We start from the raw sequence: 16,053 nt of genomic DNA, 5'->3' as shown, positions 1-16,053 counted from the left end.
GAGATTCATCATGCAGGCATTCACCACCCACAAGGGAATCGTCGCGCCGCTGGACCGCTCGAACGTCGACACCGACGCGATCATCCCCAAGCAGTACCTCAAATCGGTCAAGCGCACGGGTTTCGGCCCGACCGCCTTCGACGACTGGCGCTACCTCGACCCGGGCGAGCCGGGCATGGATCACAGCCAGCGCCGCAAGAACCCGGATTTCGTGCTCAACCAGGAGCCGTTCGACCGTGCCACCATCCTGTTGGCCCGCGAAAACTTCGGCTGTGGTTCCTCGCGCGAGCACGCCGTCTGGGCGCTGACCGACTTCGGTTTCCGCGCCGTGATCGCGCCGTCGTTTGCCGATATCTTCTTCAACAACAGCTTCAAGAACGGCCTGTTGCCGATTGCTTTGAAGGAAGAAGAGGTCGACGCCATCTTCAAGGCCGTCGCGGCCAACCCGGGGCTCGAACTCGAGATCGACCTGCCGAACCAGGTGGTCAAGGCGCCTGACGGCAGCGAGTACGCCTTCGAGATCGACAGCTTCCGCAAGCACTGCCTGATCGAGGGGCTCGACGACATCGCCCTGACCCTCGAACACGCGGACAAGATCAAGGCCTACGAGACCGCCCAGATGGAAAAGACGCCGTGGCTGTTCAACGACCTGCGCGGCAACGTCGGCGGCTGAACACCGAACAACGATTTGAAGAAAGGAAACGCAACACCGTGACAAGCAAGAACATTCTCGTGCTGCCGGGCGACGGCATCGGCCCGGAGATCACCGAACAGGCGGTCAACGTGCTCAAGGCGGTGGTCGAGGGAAGCGACCTCGAGCTGTCGTTCACCGACGGACTGATCGGCGGGGCGGCCTTTGATGCCGAGGGTCAGCCGTTCCCCGAGATCACGCGCCAACAGGCCAACGAGGCCGATGCCGTCCTGCTCGGCGCCGTCGGCAGCCCGCAGTACGACGAGCTCGATCGCCCGCTGCGCCCGGAGCGCGGCCTACTTGCCATTCGCAAGGAACTGGGCCTGTTCGCCAACCTGCGCCCGGCGATGCTCTACAGCGCACTGGCCGATGCCTCCTCGCTCAAGCCCGAGGTGGTCTCGGGGCTGGACATCCTGATCGTGCGCGAGTTGACCGGCGGGGTGTACTTCGGCCAGCCGCGCGGCATTCGCGAGGTCGATGGCCAGCGCGAGGGCTTCAACACCATGCATTACAACGAGGGCGAGATCGAACGCATCGGTCGCGTCGCCTTCGAAGCGGCGCAGAAGCGCGGCAAGCGCCTGTGCTCGGTCGACAAGGCCAACGTGCTTGAGACCTCCGAGCTCTGGCGCGAGGTGATGAACCGCCTGGCCGCCGAGTACCCGGACGTCGAGCTCTCGCACATGTACGTCGATAACGCCGCGATGCAGCTGGTGCGCGCGCCCAAGCAGTTCGACGTCATCGTCACCGAGAACCTGTTCGGCGACATCCTCTCCGATCAGGCGTCGATGCTGTCGGGCTCGATCGGCATGCTGCCCTCGGCCTCGCTCAACGAAAAGGGGCAGGGCCTCTACGAACCCAGCCACGGGTCGGCCCCCGACATCGCCGGGCAGGGCGTGGCCAACCCCATGGCCACCATCCTCTCGGCGGCGATGCTGCTGCGCTATTCGTTCGGCCGCGGCGATCTGGCCGAGCGGATCGAGAACGCCTGCGTGGCGGTGCTCGATCAGGGGCTGCGCACGCCGGACATCATGCAGGCGGGCATGCGACAGGTCTCGACCGCCGAGATCGGCGAGGCGGTTGTCAATGCGCTTGGCAACTGATTCCCCAATCCATTTCCCGCTTCGGTCGCCCGGCGTCATGCGCTAGGCTAGAGGCATTGCAGACAGCGGGCACGCGGCCGGTTAACGGCGGGCGGCCCGCCCACGATTTGCACCAGACTTCCAATCCCAAGGAGAAATCTTCATGAGCAAGACGGTCGACGTTGCTGTCGTCGGTGCCACCGGTGCCGTTGGCGAGACCATGCTGTCCATCCTGGCCGAGCGCAATTTCCCGGTCGGCAAGGTGTACGCGCTGGCATCCGAGCGTTCCGCCGGCAAGAAGGTGGCATTCGGCAACTCGTTCCTCACGGTCGAGGATCTGGCGACGTTCGATTTCTCCAAGGTCCAGGTGGGTCTGTTCTCGCCGGGTGGCGCGATCTCCCGCGAATTCGCGCCCAAGGCCGCGGCCGCCGGTTGTGTCGTGATCGACAACACCTCCGAGTTCCGCTACGACGATGACGTGCCGCTGATCGTTCCCGAGGTCAATGCCCACGCGATCGCGGGCTACACCCAGCGCAACATCATCGCCAACCCGAACTGCTCGACCATCCAGATGCTGGTCGCATTGAAGCCGATCTACGACGCCGTCGGCATCGAGCGCATCAACGTCGCCACCTACCAGGCGGTCTCCGGCTCGGGCAAGGAGGCGATCGAGGAGCTGGCTACCCAAAGCGCCCGCAAGCTCAATGGTCAGGACGCGGATGCCGTGGTCTATCCGAAGCAGATCGCCTTCAACGCGCTGCCGCAGATCGACGTGTTCCAGGACAACGGTTACACCAAGGAAGAAATGAAGATGGTCTGGGAGACCAAGAAGATCTTCGAGGACGAGTCCATCCTGGTGAACCCGACTGCCGTTCGCGTACCGGTGTTCTTCGGGCACTCGGAAGCGGTCCACATCGAGACCCGCGACAAGATCACCGCCGAGCAGGCCTGGGAGCTGTTCAAGAACGCCGAGGGGATCGAGGTGCTCGACACCCGGCGTGACGGCGGCTACCCGACGGCCGTGACCGAGGGCGCGGGGCACGACCCGGTCTACGTCGGCCGCATCCGCGAGGACATCTCGCACGAGCGCGGCCTGAACCTCTGGGTGGTTGCCGACAACGTGCGCAAGGGCGCGGCATTGAACAGCGTCCAGATCGCCGAGTGCCTGGTGCGCGACTACCTCTGATCTGTGGCACAATCGGGCTCGAAATGGGGCCAAGGGGAACTCTGCACGAATAACCAACGCCTCGGCGGGTCGCCAGGCGTCCAGATGCTAGGCGCAGCGCGCCGCCAATGGCCGTAGTCATTGGCAAGCGGTGCAACACCGCAGATGGGCGCCTGGCGACCCGCCCGAAGGGGCTTGCCATAGGCATTGGGTATTCGAGCAGATTTCCCCATAAGGAAGGCGCCGGAGCGTAGAAGGGGAGCTACCCATCACGCCGGCACGAGCAAGGAGTCAGTGACATGCGGAAGTTGAGTTTGGTGATTGCGGGTATTCTGGGTGCCGGGACCCCGTTGATCAGCCAGGCCGCCACCCTGGGCGAGGCCCGGGTGCAGTCGTACTTGAGCCAACCCCTCGACGTGCGGGTGCCTCTGGCGCGCTCTAGCGACGAGCCACTCGACGAGATCACCGTCAAGTTGGCCCCGCCCTCGTTCTACCGGGAGGCCGGGGTGCCCTTGGAGAACATCACGGGGAATCTCACCTTCCGCATCGCATCCGAGGGGGGGCGGGAGTTCGTCGTGATCGGGTCCAAGCGCCCGATTCGCGATCCGATCCTGAGCATCCTGCTCGAGGTCGATTCGCCGCAGGGGCGAATGATCCGCGAGTACAACCTCTTGCTCGATCCCCCGTCGATCGGCGCCTCGCAGCAGTCCCGCGTCACCGCGGGCAGCACCGACCAACCGGCCACAACCGCTTCGACACCCCGTGCCAAGCCGGCCTCCACCGCATGGCAGCGCGTGGAGCCGGCTCGTGACGTATCGCTCGACGCCACCCGTGACGTTCAGCGTGGAGACACCCTCTACGAGATTGCCCGCGACTACGTGGACGACGGCGCCGACGTGCGTCCGATGATGCAGGCGATCATCGATGCCAACCCCGAGGCGTTCGCCAACGGCAACGGCAATGCCCTCATGGCGGGGGCCCGTCTGAAGGTGCCCGGCAACGCGTCTGCCGATAGCGTGGCCAGCGATACGGCCGACGCAGGGCAGGAAGAGGGCGCCTCGCCGGTCGAGCGGCTGCCGGCGCTGGAGCTGCTGGGCCCCGAGAACGAAGGCGGTGAAACCGCCGCCACACCGACCGAGCTTGGCGGTTTCGGTGACCTGTCCCGCGAACAACCCCTGGCGGCGATCGCCGACAGCACGCAGGCATCGCCCGATGCCACTGTCGACCGCGAGACGGCGCTCGATCAGGAAGAGGTCGAGTCCGTGCGGGCGGAGAACGAGGCGCTCACGGAACAGCTCCGCGCGCTCAAGGACCAGATCGATTCGGTCAAGGTCGCGATCGACGAGCGCGACGCGCAGATCGCCGAGTTGCAGGAAGTCGTGCAGCAGTCGCGCGCCGAATTGGCCCAGGCCCAACAGGATTCCGGAAATTTCTGGGTCCAGTGGGGCAAGTACCTCACCGGCGCGCTGGGTCTGGTCGTCATCGCCTTGTTGATCGCCCTTGGCCTGCGACGCGGTCGTCGTGACGAGGAGCCCGCCATTGCCATGCCCGTCACGGCGGACGCCGCCGATCGTTCCGACACGCGCCGCAGTGAGCGCGAGCCGGTGGTCGAATCGACCCCGCCCGGTTCTTCGGCGGCAACCACCGCCGGTGCCGCCGCCTTTGGCGCGGCTGCCGTTGGTGCCCAGTCGTCTGCCGGGGCGGCTTCCGAGGATGCGTCGGAGGAGTCGACCTCCGCGTCGGCCACGGGCATGGACGACCCGATGAACCCGGAGATGGCGCTGGAAGAGGCGAGGGTGCTCGAGTCGTTCAACCTGACCCACCAAGCAGTGGAATTATTGCAGGACAGCTTGGCGGAGCATCCGGGTCACGCTGGCCTTCAGTCGGCGCTCAACCGACTCAAGGGCATCGAGGACGCCGAAACCCACAACGCCGCCGTGACGCCGTCCGACGTGGACGCGTCCGGTGAAGGGACTCAAGAGGATGACCTGACCCCGGAGATTGGCGACTCGGATGCTTCGACCGCCGGTGCACCGGAATCGACCGACGATTGGAGTGCCGCGGAACCGGAAGGTCAGGAGGGTGCGGTCGATTGGGACGATGCCGACGACATGCTCGCCACGCCGGAGCCTGAAGCGACGCCGTCCGAGGACGATCAGCTGATGGACTTCGATGACTCGTTCGCGCTGGAGACCCCGGCCGCCGAAGAGGGCGATGCCACGGCATCGACCGCGACGAGCGGCGAGGAACCGGGCGAGCTCGAATTGCCGAACAACGAAGCGCCAGCGGCCAGTGTCGAGGATCAGGGCATCGAGACGGGCGAACCCGAACCGCTGGACCTGGACCTGTCCGGTTACGAGCCGGCCGGAGAGGCACAAGAGCCGAAGGCCACGCCGGACGAGGACGTGGGCCTTGATCTCGATCTCGGCGAAACGCCGGCCAGCGACGAGCAGGCCCAGGACGAGGCGGAGGCGCTCGAGAGCGCTGCCGCCGAGGAGAAGGCCGCGGCGGCGGACGCCGAGGCCGATATCGACACCCGCGTTGGTCTGGCCGAAGCCTTCCTGGACGTTGGCGATCGCGAGAGCTTCGACATGATCGAGTCCGAGCTGCGGGAGGAGGGCGCAACGGCCGCCCTGGAGCGCCTGGAAGCGCTCAAGGCGCGTTTCAACGCCGGCTGACGGCTCGGGGCGCTGCCTCGGGTGGTCCTTTTGCCGCCTCCCGAAGTGGAACAACGAAAAAAGGCCCACCAACGGCGGTGGGCCTTTTGTTATTGTCGGAGGCGGTTCCCGTCCGGATCACGTGGTCCGAAAACGAAAAAGGCCGAGACTGCGTGAGTCGTCGGCCTTGATCGGGTCTTGAATTTGGTGCCCAGGAGAGGACTCGAACCTCCACGGATCTCTCCACTAGTACCTGAAACTAGCGCGTCTACCAGTTCCGCCACCTGGGCAACGCGGCGCATATTAGGAATCCTGAGAGGGGCTGTCAACAGTGAATGCAAAAAAAACGCCGACGTTGGTGATGCGGGCGGTCGAGCCCGCGTCCAGGAATCGGCTGTCCCAAACCGACAACCGGTTGATTGCGTGCAGAAAGCCGTATCCGGACGCCGCGCGTCTGACGGTTTTTGCGCGTCTCGACGGGACGCCGGGCGACTTTCCCGACGTGGCGTCCGACGACCTGGACGTCGACCAGTTGATCGCCAGGACGATCGACACCGAGGTGGTGATTGAACTGATCGTGGAGTTGGACGCGTGGTCGGATGCGCTGTTGCCGCTGTTCGCCGCGTTACGCGATCGCGCGAACCACCCGGTGATCGCGCACGTTGGCCACGATCATCCGATCGGAAGTGACGTGAATCGGAAGATGGTGTCACTGGGATTCACCCGCCAGGCGCCGGACGCGCCCGTCTACCTGTTCGACATAAAGACGTACAAGCACACGCCGGATTGGCTGAACGCGCGCAACTGGGCCAACCCCGAGTTGTGGGGAAAGTACCGGTGGTAGGTGAGAAGACGTCATGTGGCGGCAGCAAGTCCGTCGAAAGGCGGACGAGACTGTTATCCATGGCCGCGCCATCGTTCCGATGGCAGGGATCACTCTCAACTATATTTAACATAATATATATTCTACGAATAGTCATGCCCGGTCAGGCGAGTGAGTGATCCTGGCCGTCACGTGTCGATGCCTGTCGGTCGCCGCTTTCGTCCGCCATGCCGGCAGGCAGTTGCACTACAATGGACGCCATTGGCCCGACCCGGCGTCCGGCCACGTGAATCCACCGTCTCGACAGGCCCGCCATGCGCCCGATCTCGCCCGCCGCACCGATTCCCGGAATGAGCCTTGCGACCATTGCCACCCTGGCCATGGTCGTCGGGCTGGGTTCCGGTTGCTCGATCAGCCCGGCCGCCGAGCGCTCGGTGCCGACCGGTGTCGACGTCTCACAACCCACCGGCACATCTCCCACGGCCACGTCGCGTGAGCTCGAGGCCTTCGATCAGGGACCGATATTTCACATCCTGGCCGGTGAATTCTACGGACGCGAGAAGAACTACGATCAGGCCGCCATGCATTACGCCGAAGTGGCCAGGAACAGCAATGACGCGGCCGTTCTGGAGCGTGCCATCCAGGCCGCGATCTTCGCCGACCGCTTCGACCTCGCTCAGGAATTGGGCGAACGCCTGCGTGGACTCGCCCCGGGCAACGCGCGAGCGGCCGCGGTGATGATGATTTCGTCGCTGGAGCTCGGGGAAACCGAGCAGGCCGACCGGGCACTCAATCAGTGGCTGGAGTCCGATTCCGGCAACGTCGAGAAGATCTTCAACGAAACCGGTCAGTATCTGCAGAAGAGTCTCGAGCGCGAGCGTGCCGTGGCCTACACGCATCACCTGGCCGAGCGCTTTCCCCAGCAGTACGAGGCCCAGGTCGTCGTCGCCAAGCTCGCGTTGTCCTTTGGCGAAATGACGCTGGCGCGCGAGGCGGCCAGCCGGGCCATGTCACTGCGCCCCGACGAAACCATGGCCTACGACCTCGCCATGGTGATCGCCAACCGCGACGGTGACGTCCAGCAGGCGATCCGGGTGCTGGAAAAGGCCCACAATCGCTTCCCGGACCAAGGCCGTTATGCAAGCGGCCTGATCGAAGCGCGCCTCGCCGCCGGCGAGAACGAGAGTGCGCTCGCACTGCTTGAACGCACCCTGCAGACCCGGCCGAACGACCCGGAACTGCTCCGCAACGTTTCGCTGTTCGCGTTCCGGCTGGATCGTCCCGACCTTGCCGAACAGGCGCTGGCGCGCCTCGAGCGATTGCCGGGTCAATCCGACGTGGTTCACCTGATCCGCGGCCGAGTCGCGCTGCAGGAAGCCGATCTCGCCGCCGCCGAATCGGCCCTGTCCCGGGTCAGCGCGCGCAGCGAGCATTACGCCAACGCCCAGGTGCTGCTCGCCGGCGCCCGCGTGGACCAGGGTGAGCCGGACGCGGCCCTACGTGGCCTTGAAACCGCCCTGCTTTCCGAGGAGATCGACGAGGCAGATCAGCAGCAACTGATGCTTGCGCTGGCCTCGACGCTGGCCCAGTCCGGGCGCTTCGAGGAGAGCCTCGATATCGCCGATCAGGCCATCGACGCGTGGCCGGATGCCAGCGACTTCCGGCTCCAGAAGGCCATGACCCTGTTTGCCCTGGACGAATCGGGCTCGGCAATCAGCGTGCTGCGCGAACTGATCGAGCGTGACCCCGAACACGCGCCGGCCCTCAACGCCCTGGGCTACACGCTGGCCGACGAAGACCGCAGCCTTGACGAGGCCGAGGATCTGATCGGGCGTGCCTTGCACATCGATCCGGACAACCCGGCTTACCTCGACAGCCTCGGGTGGCTCAAATATCGCCAGGGCGACGTGCAAGCGGCCCTCAAGGCGCTGCGCAGCGCTTATCGCAGCGCTCCCAACGCCGAGATCGGCGCCCACCTTGGCGAAGTGCTTTGGGTCGACGGTCAGCGTGATGCCGCGCTGGGGGTCTGGCAGGAGTCCCTGAAACTCGATGCCGACGACACGACGCTTCTGGATACCTTGCGCCAGTACGCCCCGGAATTGGTGCCGGCGGACGGACAGCCCTGACCCGACAGGCCCAGCCGCCGTCGTTCCGTGTTTCTCCTGGCGGTCCGATGGCCCGATCCCATACCTGACTACGAATACCTAACCACATGCCTGCCATCGCCTCAGTACCCCTCCCGTTCCCGCGCGCGCTCGCCCTGCTCGCCGCGAGCGCCCTGCTTTCGGGCTGTGCCTCGCTGCTCGGCACACCACCGTCCGAACCGGCCAGCGACGCGCAGCTGGCCGCCTGGGAGTCCCACGAACAGTCCCTCGAATCGATGAGCGACTGGGCCTTCGATGGACGCGCCGCGGTCCGCTCCGGGGTGACGGGCGGTAGCGTGCAGCTCGAATGGACCCAGGTCGGCACGGTCACCTCGCTGGAACTGGCCGGCCCCTTTGATACCGGTCGACTGGCCATGACTGGCACCGCCGATCACATGCTGTTGACCGACGGTAACGGGAATCGCCGCGTCACCGATCGTCCCGAGGCCCTGCTCGAGGAGCAGACCGGCTGGCGCATCCCGTTGTCGACCCTGCCCCGCTGGGTGCGCGGCCTGCCCAGCGATTCGCTCGAGGCACTCGAATCGGACGAGTACCGCCTCGACGACCAGGGACGGTTGCTGTCCTTTACCGACGAGGGCTGGGAGGTGGAATACGACCGCTACCGCGAGATCGGGCGATTCGCCCTGCCCCACTTCGTCGAGCTGCGCCACGACGGCATGCGTATCCGTATCGCCGTCCACGCCTGGGACGTGGGGCAAGGCCGGCAATGACGGCCGATGGGCAGACCACCGACCGGCCCCTGGAAAACGCCACCACCAAGGGCGGGAGCCCGACCTGGCGGCGGGCCGGCAGCAAGCTCAATCTCTACCTGCACATCAATGCCCGACGTCCGGACGGTTACCACGAGCTGCAGACGTTCTTCGAACTGCTCGACTACGGCGACGAACTCCTCGTCGACACGAACCCCGAGGACATCCGCGTCGACTGGATCGCCGGTGACGAGCCGATCGACGGGCGGCCGACCGACCCCGGCGATGATCTCCTGTACCGCACCGCCTTGCGATTGCGCCAATACGCGCACGACCTCGAACAGGCCCCACGGCGGCGACCGCTCGGCGCACACATCACCCTGAAAAAGCACGCGCCCGTCGGGGGCGGATTGGGTGGCGGCTCGGCCGCGGCGGCCTGCCTGCTGCTCGCGCTCAACCGAGAATGGGCACTCGATCTGCCACGCGAGACACTAGCCGAAATTGGCCGGGAACTCGGCGCGGATGTGCCGGTGTTTGTCCGAGGGGAGAGTGCCACGGCCCACGGGATCGGCGAGGAGTTGCATCCCGGCACCGCCGGGCAGACCACCGGCACCTACCTCGTGCTCATTCCGGCGCTGTCATCGCCGACGGCCCGACTGTTCGCCGCCGACGGACTCAAGCGCGACACGCCCAAGCGTTCCGACACCGACCTGCTCGAACACTGGCGCCAGGGGGCAACCAACGTCTTCGAACCGCTACTCCTGGCGGCGCATCCGGCGCTGGCTGCCCTGCGCGATGATCTCGAATCCCAGGCCGGATTCGCCCGCGTGACCGGCTCCGGCGCGTGCCTGTTTGCCCCGGTCTCCTCCGCCGACGAAGGCCGGCGAATCGGCCACGCCCTGGCAGCGAAACACCCCGTCCTGCGCCGCTATTTCGTTTCCCGGTCGGTCGGCAACGGCAAATCAGCCAGTTAGAAATCCGTGGGCACCGATTCGGAAAAAATCGGCAAAAAACCGTGCTCAGGCCTTGGCAAACCCGGATCGCTTGGTTAAGATGCGCACCTCTTTCGAATGGGCCGTCGCCAAGTTGGTTAAGGCACCGGATTTTGATTCCGGCATTCGCAGGTTCGAATCCTGCCGGCCCAGCCAAACAACCGGCGAGACCGATGTCACTATCACGCTCCTTGATGGTCTTCACGGGCAACGCGAATCGGCCACTGGCCGAACGGGTTGCGGAAAGTCTGGATAGCCAACTCGGACAGGCATCGGTAACGCACTTCTCGGACGGTGAATCCGCCGTCGAGCTCCTGGAAAACGTCCGCGGTCGCGACATCTTCGTCATCCAGCCGACCTGCGATCCGACGAACGACCACATCATGGAGCTCATGCTGATGACCGACGCGCTGCGTCGGGCCTCGGCTCACCGCATCACCGCGGTCATCCCCTACTTCGGCTACTCCCGTCAGGACCGTCGTGTCCGCTCCTCCCGCGTGCCGATCAGCGCCAAGGTCGTGGCCAACATGCTGCAGAGCGGCGGCGTGGACCGGATCCTGACCGTCGACCTGCACGCCGATCAGATCCAGGGCTTCTTCGATATCCCGGTCGACAACGTCTACGCCTCGCCCATCCTGCTGGGCGACATCTGGCGCCAGAAGTACGAGGACCTGATCGTGGTCTCGCCCGACGTGGGGGGCGTGGTGCGTGCCCGAGCCGTTGCCAAGCGGCTCGACGACGCGGATCTCGCCATCATCGACAAGCGCCGTCCGCGCGCCAACGTCTCCCAGGTGATGCACATCATCGGCGAGGTCAAGGGCAAGACCTGCGTGCTGGTCGACGACATGGTCGACACCGCCGGCACGCTCTGCAAGGCGGCCGATGCACTCAAGAAGCACGGTGCCCGCAAGGTGGTGGCCTACTCCACCCACGCCATCCTCTCGGGCAACGCGATCAGCAACATCGAGGCATCGTCCCTCGACGAGCTGGTGGTGACCGACACCGTGCCGCTCAAGCCCGAGGCCGAGGCCTGCGAGCGCATCCGGGTGCTTTCCGTCGCCGGCATGCTGGCCGAGACGATCCGCCGCATCCACACCGACGAGTCGGTCAGCTCGCTCTACAACGACGACTGACCCGCCCCGCCCTTCCGGTCGGCATCCGAATCCTGTACAATTCGCGCGCCACTCGAACGATCGGGTGGCGCGCGTCGGTTGTGGGCTTGGTCGCGGGCCGCAGCCGTACATCAGACGCCGGGAGTCGGCCTCGAGTCGCCCCGGCGGTTTTCATTTCTGGAGTGGACCCAATCATGTCTCAAGAAACTTTCAAGATTGAAGCGTCCGTTCGCGATGACCTGGGGAAAGGTGCGAGCCGCCGCCTGCGTCGCGAAGGGAACATCCCGGCAATCGTCTACGGTGGCAAGAAGCCGCCGGTCTCGCTGACCATCAACCATAACGAGCTCCTGAAGCACCTCGACCACGAGGCGTTCTTCTCACATATCCTCGAGCTCAATGTCGACGGCGAGACCGACGAGGTGGTCCTGCGTGACCTGCACCGCCACCCGTACAAGACCACCGTCGTGCTGCACGCCGACTTCCAGCGCATCACCCGTGGTCAGAAGATGCGTATGCACGTGCCGCTGCACTTCGACAATCGCGAAGAGAGCAAAGGCGCGAAGGCCGGCGGCGTCATCAGCGTCATCCACAACGAGATCGAGATCGAGTGCCTGCCGCGTCAGCTGCCGGAATACCTCACCATCGATCTGGCCGACCTGGACGTGAACGAGTCCATCCACCTGTCCGAGATCAAGCTGCCGGAAGGCATCGCCATTCCGGAGCTGGCCCTGGGTGAAGAGCACGACGTCGCCGTCGTTGCCATCCACCCGCCGAAGGTGGAGAAGGAGCCGGAAGAGGAAGAGCAACAGGCCGAGACCGGCGGCGAGGAAGAGAAAGGCGACGAAGAAGCCTGATCTTCCCTGCCTCGATGCTCGACCGACCCCGATCGATTGATCGGGGTTTTTTCGTTTGACCCCGGCGAGCAGCGCGTTCGGCTATGCGATAATCCGCGCCCATGAGTATCAAGCTGATCGTGGGACTGGGTAATCCCGGGCAGAAGTACGACAACACGCGTCACAACGCCGGCTTCTGGGCCGTGGATGCGATTGCGGCGACGCTGGGCGGCCACTGGGCCGAAGAGCGCAAGTTCAAGGGATCGGTCGCCCGCGTGATGGTTGATGGTGTCGACCTGCGGCTACTGCGCCCGGACACGTTCATGAACCGTTCGGGCCAGTCGGTCGGACCGCTGGCTCAGTTCTTCAAGATCGCCCCGGAAGAGATCCTCGTGATCCACGACGAGCTCGACCTGCCGCCCGGCCGCCTGCGGCTGAAATGCGGCGGTGGTCACGGGGGTCACAATGGCCTCAAGGACATCCAGGCGGCCCTGGGCAGCGCGAATTTCTGGCGCCTGCGTATCGGCGTGGGACACCCGGGGCACCGAGACGCCGTGGTCGGCTACGTGCTCACCAGTGCCCCGCCTGACGAACGCCGACTGATCGACGATGCCGTGATCGAGATCCGTCACCTGGCGCCCGACCTGGTCCGTGCCGACGAACCGGCATTGATGCAGGCCATCAACAGCTATCGGCCGTCCTCCTGAGAGGGCGGCACACACATTCCGCGGCCGCCCTGCCCGGCCGCGCCTAAGGAAGGTCTGCACGATTCGATGACGTCTTTGGAGGCCCGCCCGGACGGGGCTCGCGGGTTTGTCCGCACTCGTCGTTGCCGTCCCTCGACGGGCAATGAGCCCGTCTTCGGTCCGGCGCCAGAAAAGCGAACAAACCCGCGGGCCAGAGATGCCATCGCAATCGTGCAGACCTTCCCTAAACATTGAATCAACGGAGTCCCTATGGGTTTCAACTGTGGCATCGTGGGCCTGCCCAACGTCGGCAAGTCCACCCTGTTCAATGCACTGACCAAGGCCGGCATCCAGGCCGCCAACTACCCGTTCTGCACCATCGAGCCGAACGTCGGCGTGGTGGCGGTGCCCGACCCGCGCCTCGACACCCTCGCCCAGATCGTCAAGCCCGAGCGGGTCATCCCCACCAGCATGGAGTTCGTCGACATTGCCGGGCTGGTGGCCGGCGCCTCCAAGGGCGAGGGCCTGGGCAACCAGTTCCTCGCGAACATCCGCGAGACCGATGCCATCGTTCAGGTCGTGCGCTGCTTTGCCAATGACGACGTCGTCCACGTCGCCGGCAAGGTCGACCCGGCCGCCGACATCGAGGTGATCAACACCGAACTGGCGCTCGCCGACCTCGACACCGTGCAGAAGGCAGTCGATCGGCTGACCAAGCAGACCAAGTCCGGGCAGAACAAGGACGCCGCGGCCAAGCTCGAGCTGGTCAAGCAGGTCGCGGAAGTGCTCGACGAGGGTCACTCGGTCCGTTCCATGAAGCTCGAGGCCGACAAGCTCGCCCTGCTCCACGACCTGCACCTGCTCACCGCCAAGCCGCTGATGTTCATCGCCAACGTCGACGAGAACGGGTTCGAGAACAATCCGTTCCTCGACCAGGTGCGCGAGCTTGCCGCGCGCGAGGACGCCACCGTGGTTCCCGTCTGCGCGACCACCGAGGCCGAGCTGATCGATCTCGAGGGGGACGACAAGGCGATGTTCCTCGAGGAGATGGGCCTCGAGGAGCCGGGGCTCGATCGCGTGATCCGCGCCGGCTACGACCTGCTCGGACTGCAGACCTACTTCACCGCCGGGGTGAAGGAGGTGCGTGCCTGGACGATCAAGCGCGGCATGACCGCCCCGCAGGCGGCCGGCGTGATCCACACGGACTTCGAGAAGGGGTTCATCCGCGCCGAGGTGGTCGCCTACGAGGACTTCGTCGCCTGTGGTGGCGAACAGGGGGCCAAGGAGGCCGGCAAATGGCGCCTGGAAGGCAAGGACTACGTCATGCACGAAGGGGATATCGTGCACTTCCGCTTCAACGTCTGAGCGGACGACAAATTCCGCGTGAAAAGGCGCGCGGACAGGGTTGACAAGCCCCCGGGGAATCCCGATAATGCGCGCCTCGCTTGGCTATGTAGCTCAGCTGGTTAGAGCACGGCACTCATAATGCCGGAGTCGGTGGTTCGAATCCACCCATAGCCACCAGACCCGATTTCACCTTGCGATGGAATCACGAAACCCCCGCCGGATGGCGGGGGTTTTTCGTTTCTGGACAATTCGATACGAGCGTTACGCGGGCTCGCCTGACAAGTGGTCGGCTCAGCCCGGCCTGCTCATCGCCCTCGACCGCCATCCCGCCACGGCGAGCACGAGCAACATCAAGCCCAGTACGGGCCAGGCACCCGTAAGGGCCAGGGGCGTGTTGCCCCGGCGGGGCTGCAGCTCGGCCGTCAGCACGCCCTGCTCGCCGGTCCCCAGGATTTCCCGGACACGACCGTTCGTATCGATGATCGCGGAAATGCCGGTGTTGGTCGCGCGTGCCAACGGGCGCTGGAACTCGATGGCACGGGCCCTTGCCATTTGCAGATGTTGGTGCGGTGAGAAGCTATCGCCGAACCAGGAGTCGTTCGACACGGTCACCAACACGTCGGCGGTGGGGATGGTGGCGCGGATGTCACGGGAGAAGTCCGCCTCGAAACAGATCGACGCGCCCAGCATCACGCCATCGACACGCAACGGTGCCTGGTCCGACGGCCCAGGGCTCAGGTCGGACATCGGGACCTCGAAGAGCCATGGCATGCGCTCGATCAGACCGCGTAACGGGAAGTACTCGCCGAACGGCACCAGGTGGCGCTTTCGGTACTCGCCCGACGACCCGGGGAAACCCAGCAGCGCGTTGTAATAGCGACCGGCGGCATCACGCGTGAAGGTGCCGGCAAGGAGCGTGGCGTCGCGGTCGTTGGCAAGCGCGTCGAGCTCGGCGCGAAGGTCGGGAAGATCGCCGATCACCCGCGGAATCGCGGTTTCCGGCCACACGATCAGATCCACTGCCGGCAACGACGCGGTCAGGTCGCGGTAGATCGAGAGCGTGCGCTGGAAGAACGCCGGGTCGAACTTCTGCATCTGCGCAATGTTGCCCTGCACCAGCCCGACAGTCAGTGGCGAGCCGTTCGGCTGCGACCACTCGGCGCGCTGCAGCGGCAAGGAGGCCAGCAAGACGGCGGAAATCAGCGCGACCGGCCCCACCCAGCGACGCCAATCCGGCCCGTGAGACCCCAGTTGGCTCACGACACGCCACACCGCCACGGCGAGCACGAGCAGGATCGCGCTGACACCGTACTCGCCCACGATGGGCAGCCAGCCGACCAACGGCCCGTCCACCTGGCTGATCCCCAGGTTGAGCCAGGGAAACCCGCCAAAGAGCCAGGCGCGCAGGGCCTCGATCAGGACCCAGCTGGCGGCGAACGCCGCGGCGCGCGCCGGCCACTGGCCTCGACGGGTGACACGCACGGCCAGCCAGGCAGAGACGGCCGGGTAGAACGCCAGGCCCATCACGAACAGTGAAGTGACCAGGACGGCCAACGGGGCGACGATACCGCCGAACAGGGTGAAACTCTCGTAGACCCAGCTCACGCCGAGACCGAACTGGCCCAGCCCGAACCACCATCCCAGTCGGAATGCACGACCCGGCGTGCATCGACGGATGAGCCCAAACAGGGCGGCCGGCGCCAGGATGGCGGCCGGCCAGAATTCAAACGGCGCGAAGGCCAGTACCAGGGACGCGCCGGCAAGCAGCGCCAGCAGGCTGCCGAGCCAACCGTTCAACCGGTCCGGGATGGCAA

Annotated in this window: 13 protein-coding genes and 3 tRNA genes; 14 read left to right on the top strand and 2 right to left on the bottom strand. The window is 65.4% G+C overall.

Translation table 11 applies throughout. The features are described from left to right. Positions 1 to 10 precede the first annotated feature (10 nt). The 4 genes from leuD (at position 11) to LV475_RS08840 (ending at position 5,613) form a co-directional block, all read left to right on the top strand. Entirely contained in the window at positions 11 to 673 is a 663-nt protein-coding gene (gene leuD / locus LV475_RS08855) for a 3-isopropylmalate dehydratase small subunit (RefSeq protein WP_136866108.1), read from the top strand. A gap of 62 nt (positions 674 to 735) precedes the next feature. Continuing rightward, the gene (leuB, locus tag LV475_RS08850) at positions 736 to 1,791 is read left to right on the top strand and encodes a 3-isopropylmalate dehydrogenase (RefSeq protein WP_136866220.1); all 1,056 of its coding nucleotides are present in this window, start codon (positions 736 to 738) and stop codon (positions 1,789 to 1,791) included. A 142-nt stretch (positions 1,792 to 1,933) separates the two neighbouring features. Continuing rightward, positions 1,934 to 2,956, top strand: coding sequence for an aspartate-semialdehyde dehydrogenase (locus LV475_RS08845; protein ID WP_136866107.1), 1,023 nt, complete (start codon positions 1,934 to 1,936; stop codon positions 2,954 to 2,956). A gap of 278 nt (positions 2,957 to 3,234) precedes the next feature. Then, positions 3,235 to 5,613 (top strand): FimV/HubP family polar landmark protein, encoded by a 2,379-nt coding sequence (locus LV475_RS08840; protein WP_136866106.1) that lies wholly within the window; start codon positions 3,235 to 3,237, stop codon positions 5,611 to 5,613. Positions 5,614 to 5,797: 184 nt separating this feature from the next. Here LV475_RS08840 and LV475_RS08835 read toward each other — a convergent pair. Beyond that, positions 5,798 to 5,882 (bottom strand) — tRNA-Leu (locus LV475_RS08835). Positions 5,883 to 5,953: 71 nt separating this feature from the next. On the opposite strand from LV475_RS08835, the gene LV475_RS08830 reads away from it, so the two are divergent. The 10 genes from LV475_RS08830 (at position 5,954) to LV475_RS08785 (ending at position 14,416) form a co-directional block, all read left to right on the top strand. After that, positions 5,954 to 6,436, top strand: a complete 483-nt coding sequence (locus LV475_RS08830) for a DUF6231 family protein (RefSeq protein WP_136866105.1) — start codon at positions 5,954 to 5,956, stop codon at positions 6,434 to 6,436. 329 nt (positions 6,437 to 6,765) lie between these two features. Further along, the gene (locus LV475_RS08825; RefSeq protein ID WP_169303511.1) at positions 6,766 to 8,541 is read left to right on the top strand and encodes a tetratricopeptide repeat protein; all 1,776 of its coding nucleotides are present in this window, start codon (positions 6,766 to 6,768) and stop codon (positions 8,539 to 8,541) included. A gap of 86 nt (positions 8,542 to 8,627) precedes the next feature. Further along, on the top strand, positions 8,628 to 9,290 hold the full coding sequence (gene lolB, locus LV475_RS08820) for a lipoprotein insertase outer membrane protein LolB (RefSeq protein ID WP_136866103.1): 663 nt from the start codon (positions 8,628 to 8,630) through the stop codon (positions 9,288 to 9,290). After that, the gene (gene ispE, locus LV475_RS08815; protein WP_250106149.1) at positions 9,287 to 10,243 is read left to right on the top strand and encodes a 4-(cytidine 5'-diphospho)-2-C-methyl-D-erythritol kinase; all 957 of its coding nucleotides are present in this window, start codon (positions 9,287 to 9,289) and stop codon (positions 10,241 to 10,243) included. The genes lolB and ispE overlap by 4 nt, the downstream gene beginning before the upstream one ends. Before the next feature lie 97 nt (positions 10,244 to 10,340). After that, a tRNA-Gln gene (locus LV475_RS08810) sits at positions 10,341 to 10,417 on the top strand. A 17-nt stretch (positions 10,418 to 10,434) separates the two neighbouring features. Then, positions 10,435 to 11,394, top strand: a complete 960-nt coding sequence (locus tag LV475_RS08805; protein ID WP_136866101.1) for a ribose-phosphate diphosphokinase — start codon at positions 10,435 to 10,437, stop codon at positions 11,392 to 11,394. Positions 11,395 to 11,567: 173 nt separating this feature from the next. Next, entirely contained in the window at positions 11,568 to 12,227 is a 660-nt protein-coding gene (locus tag LV475_RS08800) for a 50S ribosomal protein L25/general stress protein Ctc (protein ID WP_136866100.1), read from the top strand. A 101-nt stretch (positions 12,228 to 12,328) separates the two neighbouring features. Continuing rightward, positions 12,329 to 12,913 carry an aminoacyl-tRNA hydrolase gene (gene pth / locus LV475_RS08795; protein ID WP_136866099.1) on the top strand — a complete coding sequence of 195 codons (585 nt, stop codon included), beginning with the start codon at positions 12,329 to 12,331 and terminating at the stop codon, positions 12,911 to 12,913. A 249-nt stretch (positions 12,914 to 13,162) separates the two neighbouring features. Beyond that, positions 13,163 to 14,257, top strand: a complete 1,095-nt coding sequence (gene ychF / locus LV475_RS08790) for a redox-regulated ATPase YchF (RefSeq protein ID WP_136866098.1) — start codon at positions 13,163 to 13,165, stop codon at positions 14,255 to 14,257. Positions 14,258 to 14,339: 82 nt separating this feature from the next. Beyond that, a tRNA-Met gene (locus LV475_RS08785) sits at positions 14,340 to 14,416 on the top strand. A gap of 114 nt (positions 14,417 to 14,530) precedes the next feature. On the opposite strand, the gene lnt is transcribed toward LV475_RS08785, so the two are convergent. Further along, on the bottom strand, positions 14,531 to 16,036 hold the full coding sequence (gene lnt, locus LV475_RS08780) for an apolipoprotein N-acyltransferase (RefSeq protein ID WP_169303510.1): 1,506 nt from the start codon (positions 16,034 to 16,036) through the stop codon (positions 14,531 to 14,533). Positions 16,037 to 16,053 lie beyond the last annotated feature (17 nt).

This window comes from Guyparkeria hydrothermalis, assembly GCF_023555375.1.
GTDB classification, from domain to species: Bacteria; Pseudomonadota; Gammaproteobacteria; order Halothiobacillales; family Halothiobacillaceae; genus Guyparkeria; species Guyparkeria hydrothermalis.
This window is presented reverse-complemented; position numbering and strand designations above follow the sequence as displayed.

What these genes read in the sequence shown, in the direction of transcription:
- leuD (WP_136866108.1), top strand. Translation starts at nt 11, where the DNA reads ATGCAGGCATTCACCACCCACAAGGGAATCGTCGCGCCGCTGGACCGC.
- LV475_RS08845 (WP_136866107.1), top strand. Translation starts at nt 1,934, where the DNA reads ATGAGCAAGACGGTCGACGTTGCTGTCGTCGGTGCCACCGGTGCCGTT.
- LV475_RS08830 (WP_136866105.1), top strand. Translation starts at nt 5,954, where the DNA reads ATGCGGGCGGTCGAGCCCGCGTCCAGGAATCGGCTGTCCCAAACCGAC.
- LV475_RS08840 (WP_136866106.1), top strand. Translation starts at nt 3,235, where the DNA reads ATGCGGAAGTTGAGTTTGGTGATTGCGGGTATTCTGGGTGCCGGGACC.
- ispE (WP_250106149.1), top strand. Translation starts at nt 9,287, where the DNA reads ATGACGGCCGATGGGCAGACCACCGACCGGCCCCTGGAAAACGCCACC.
- LV475_RS08805 (WP_136866101.1), top strand. Translation starts at nt 10,435, where the DNA reads ATGTCACTATCACGCTCCTTGATGGTCTTCACGGGCAACGCGAATCGG.
- LV475_RS08825 (WP_169303511.1), top strand. Translation starts at nt 6,766, where the DNA reads ATGAGCCTTGCGACCATTGCCACCCTGGCCATGGTCGTCGGGCTGGGT.
- lolB (WP_136866103.1), top strand. Translation starts at nt 8,628, where the DNA reads ATGCCTGCCATCGCCTCAGTACCCCTCCCGTTCCCGCGCGCGCTCGCC.
- pth (WP_136866099.1), top strand. Translation starts at nt 12,329, where the DNA reads ATGAGTATCAAGCTGATCGTGGGACTGGGTAATCCCGGGCAGAAGTAC.
- ychF (WP_136866098.1), top strand. Translation starts at nt 13,163, where the DNA reads ATGGGTTTCAACTGTGGCATCGTGGGCCTGCCCAACGTCGGCAAGTCC.
- LV475_RS08800 (WP_136866100.1), top strand. Translation starts at nt 11,568, where the DNA reads ATGTCTCAAGAAACTTTCAAGATTGAAGCGTCCGTTCGCGATGACCTG.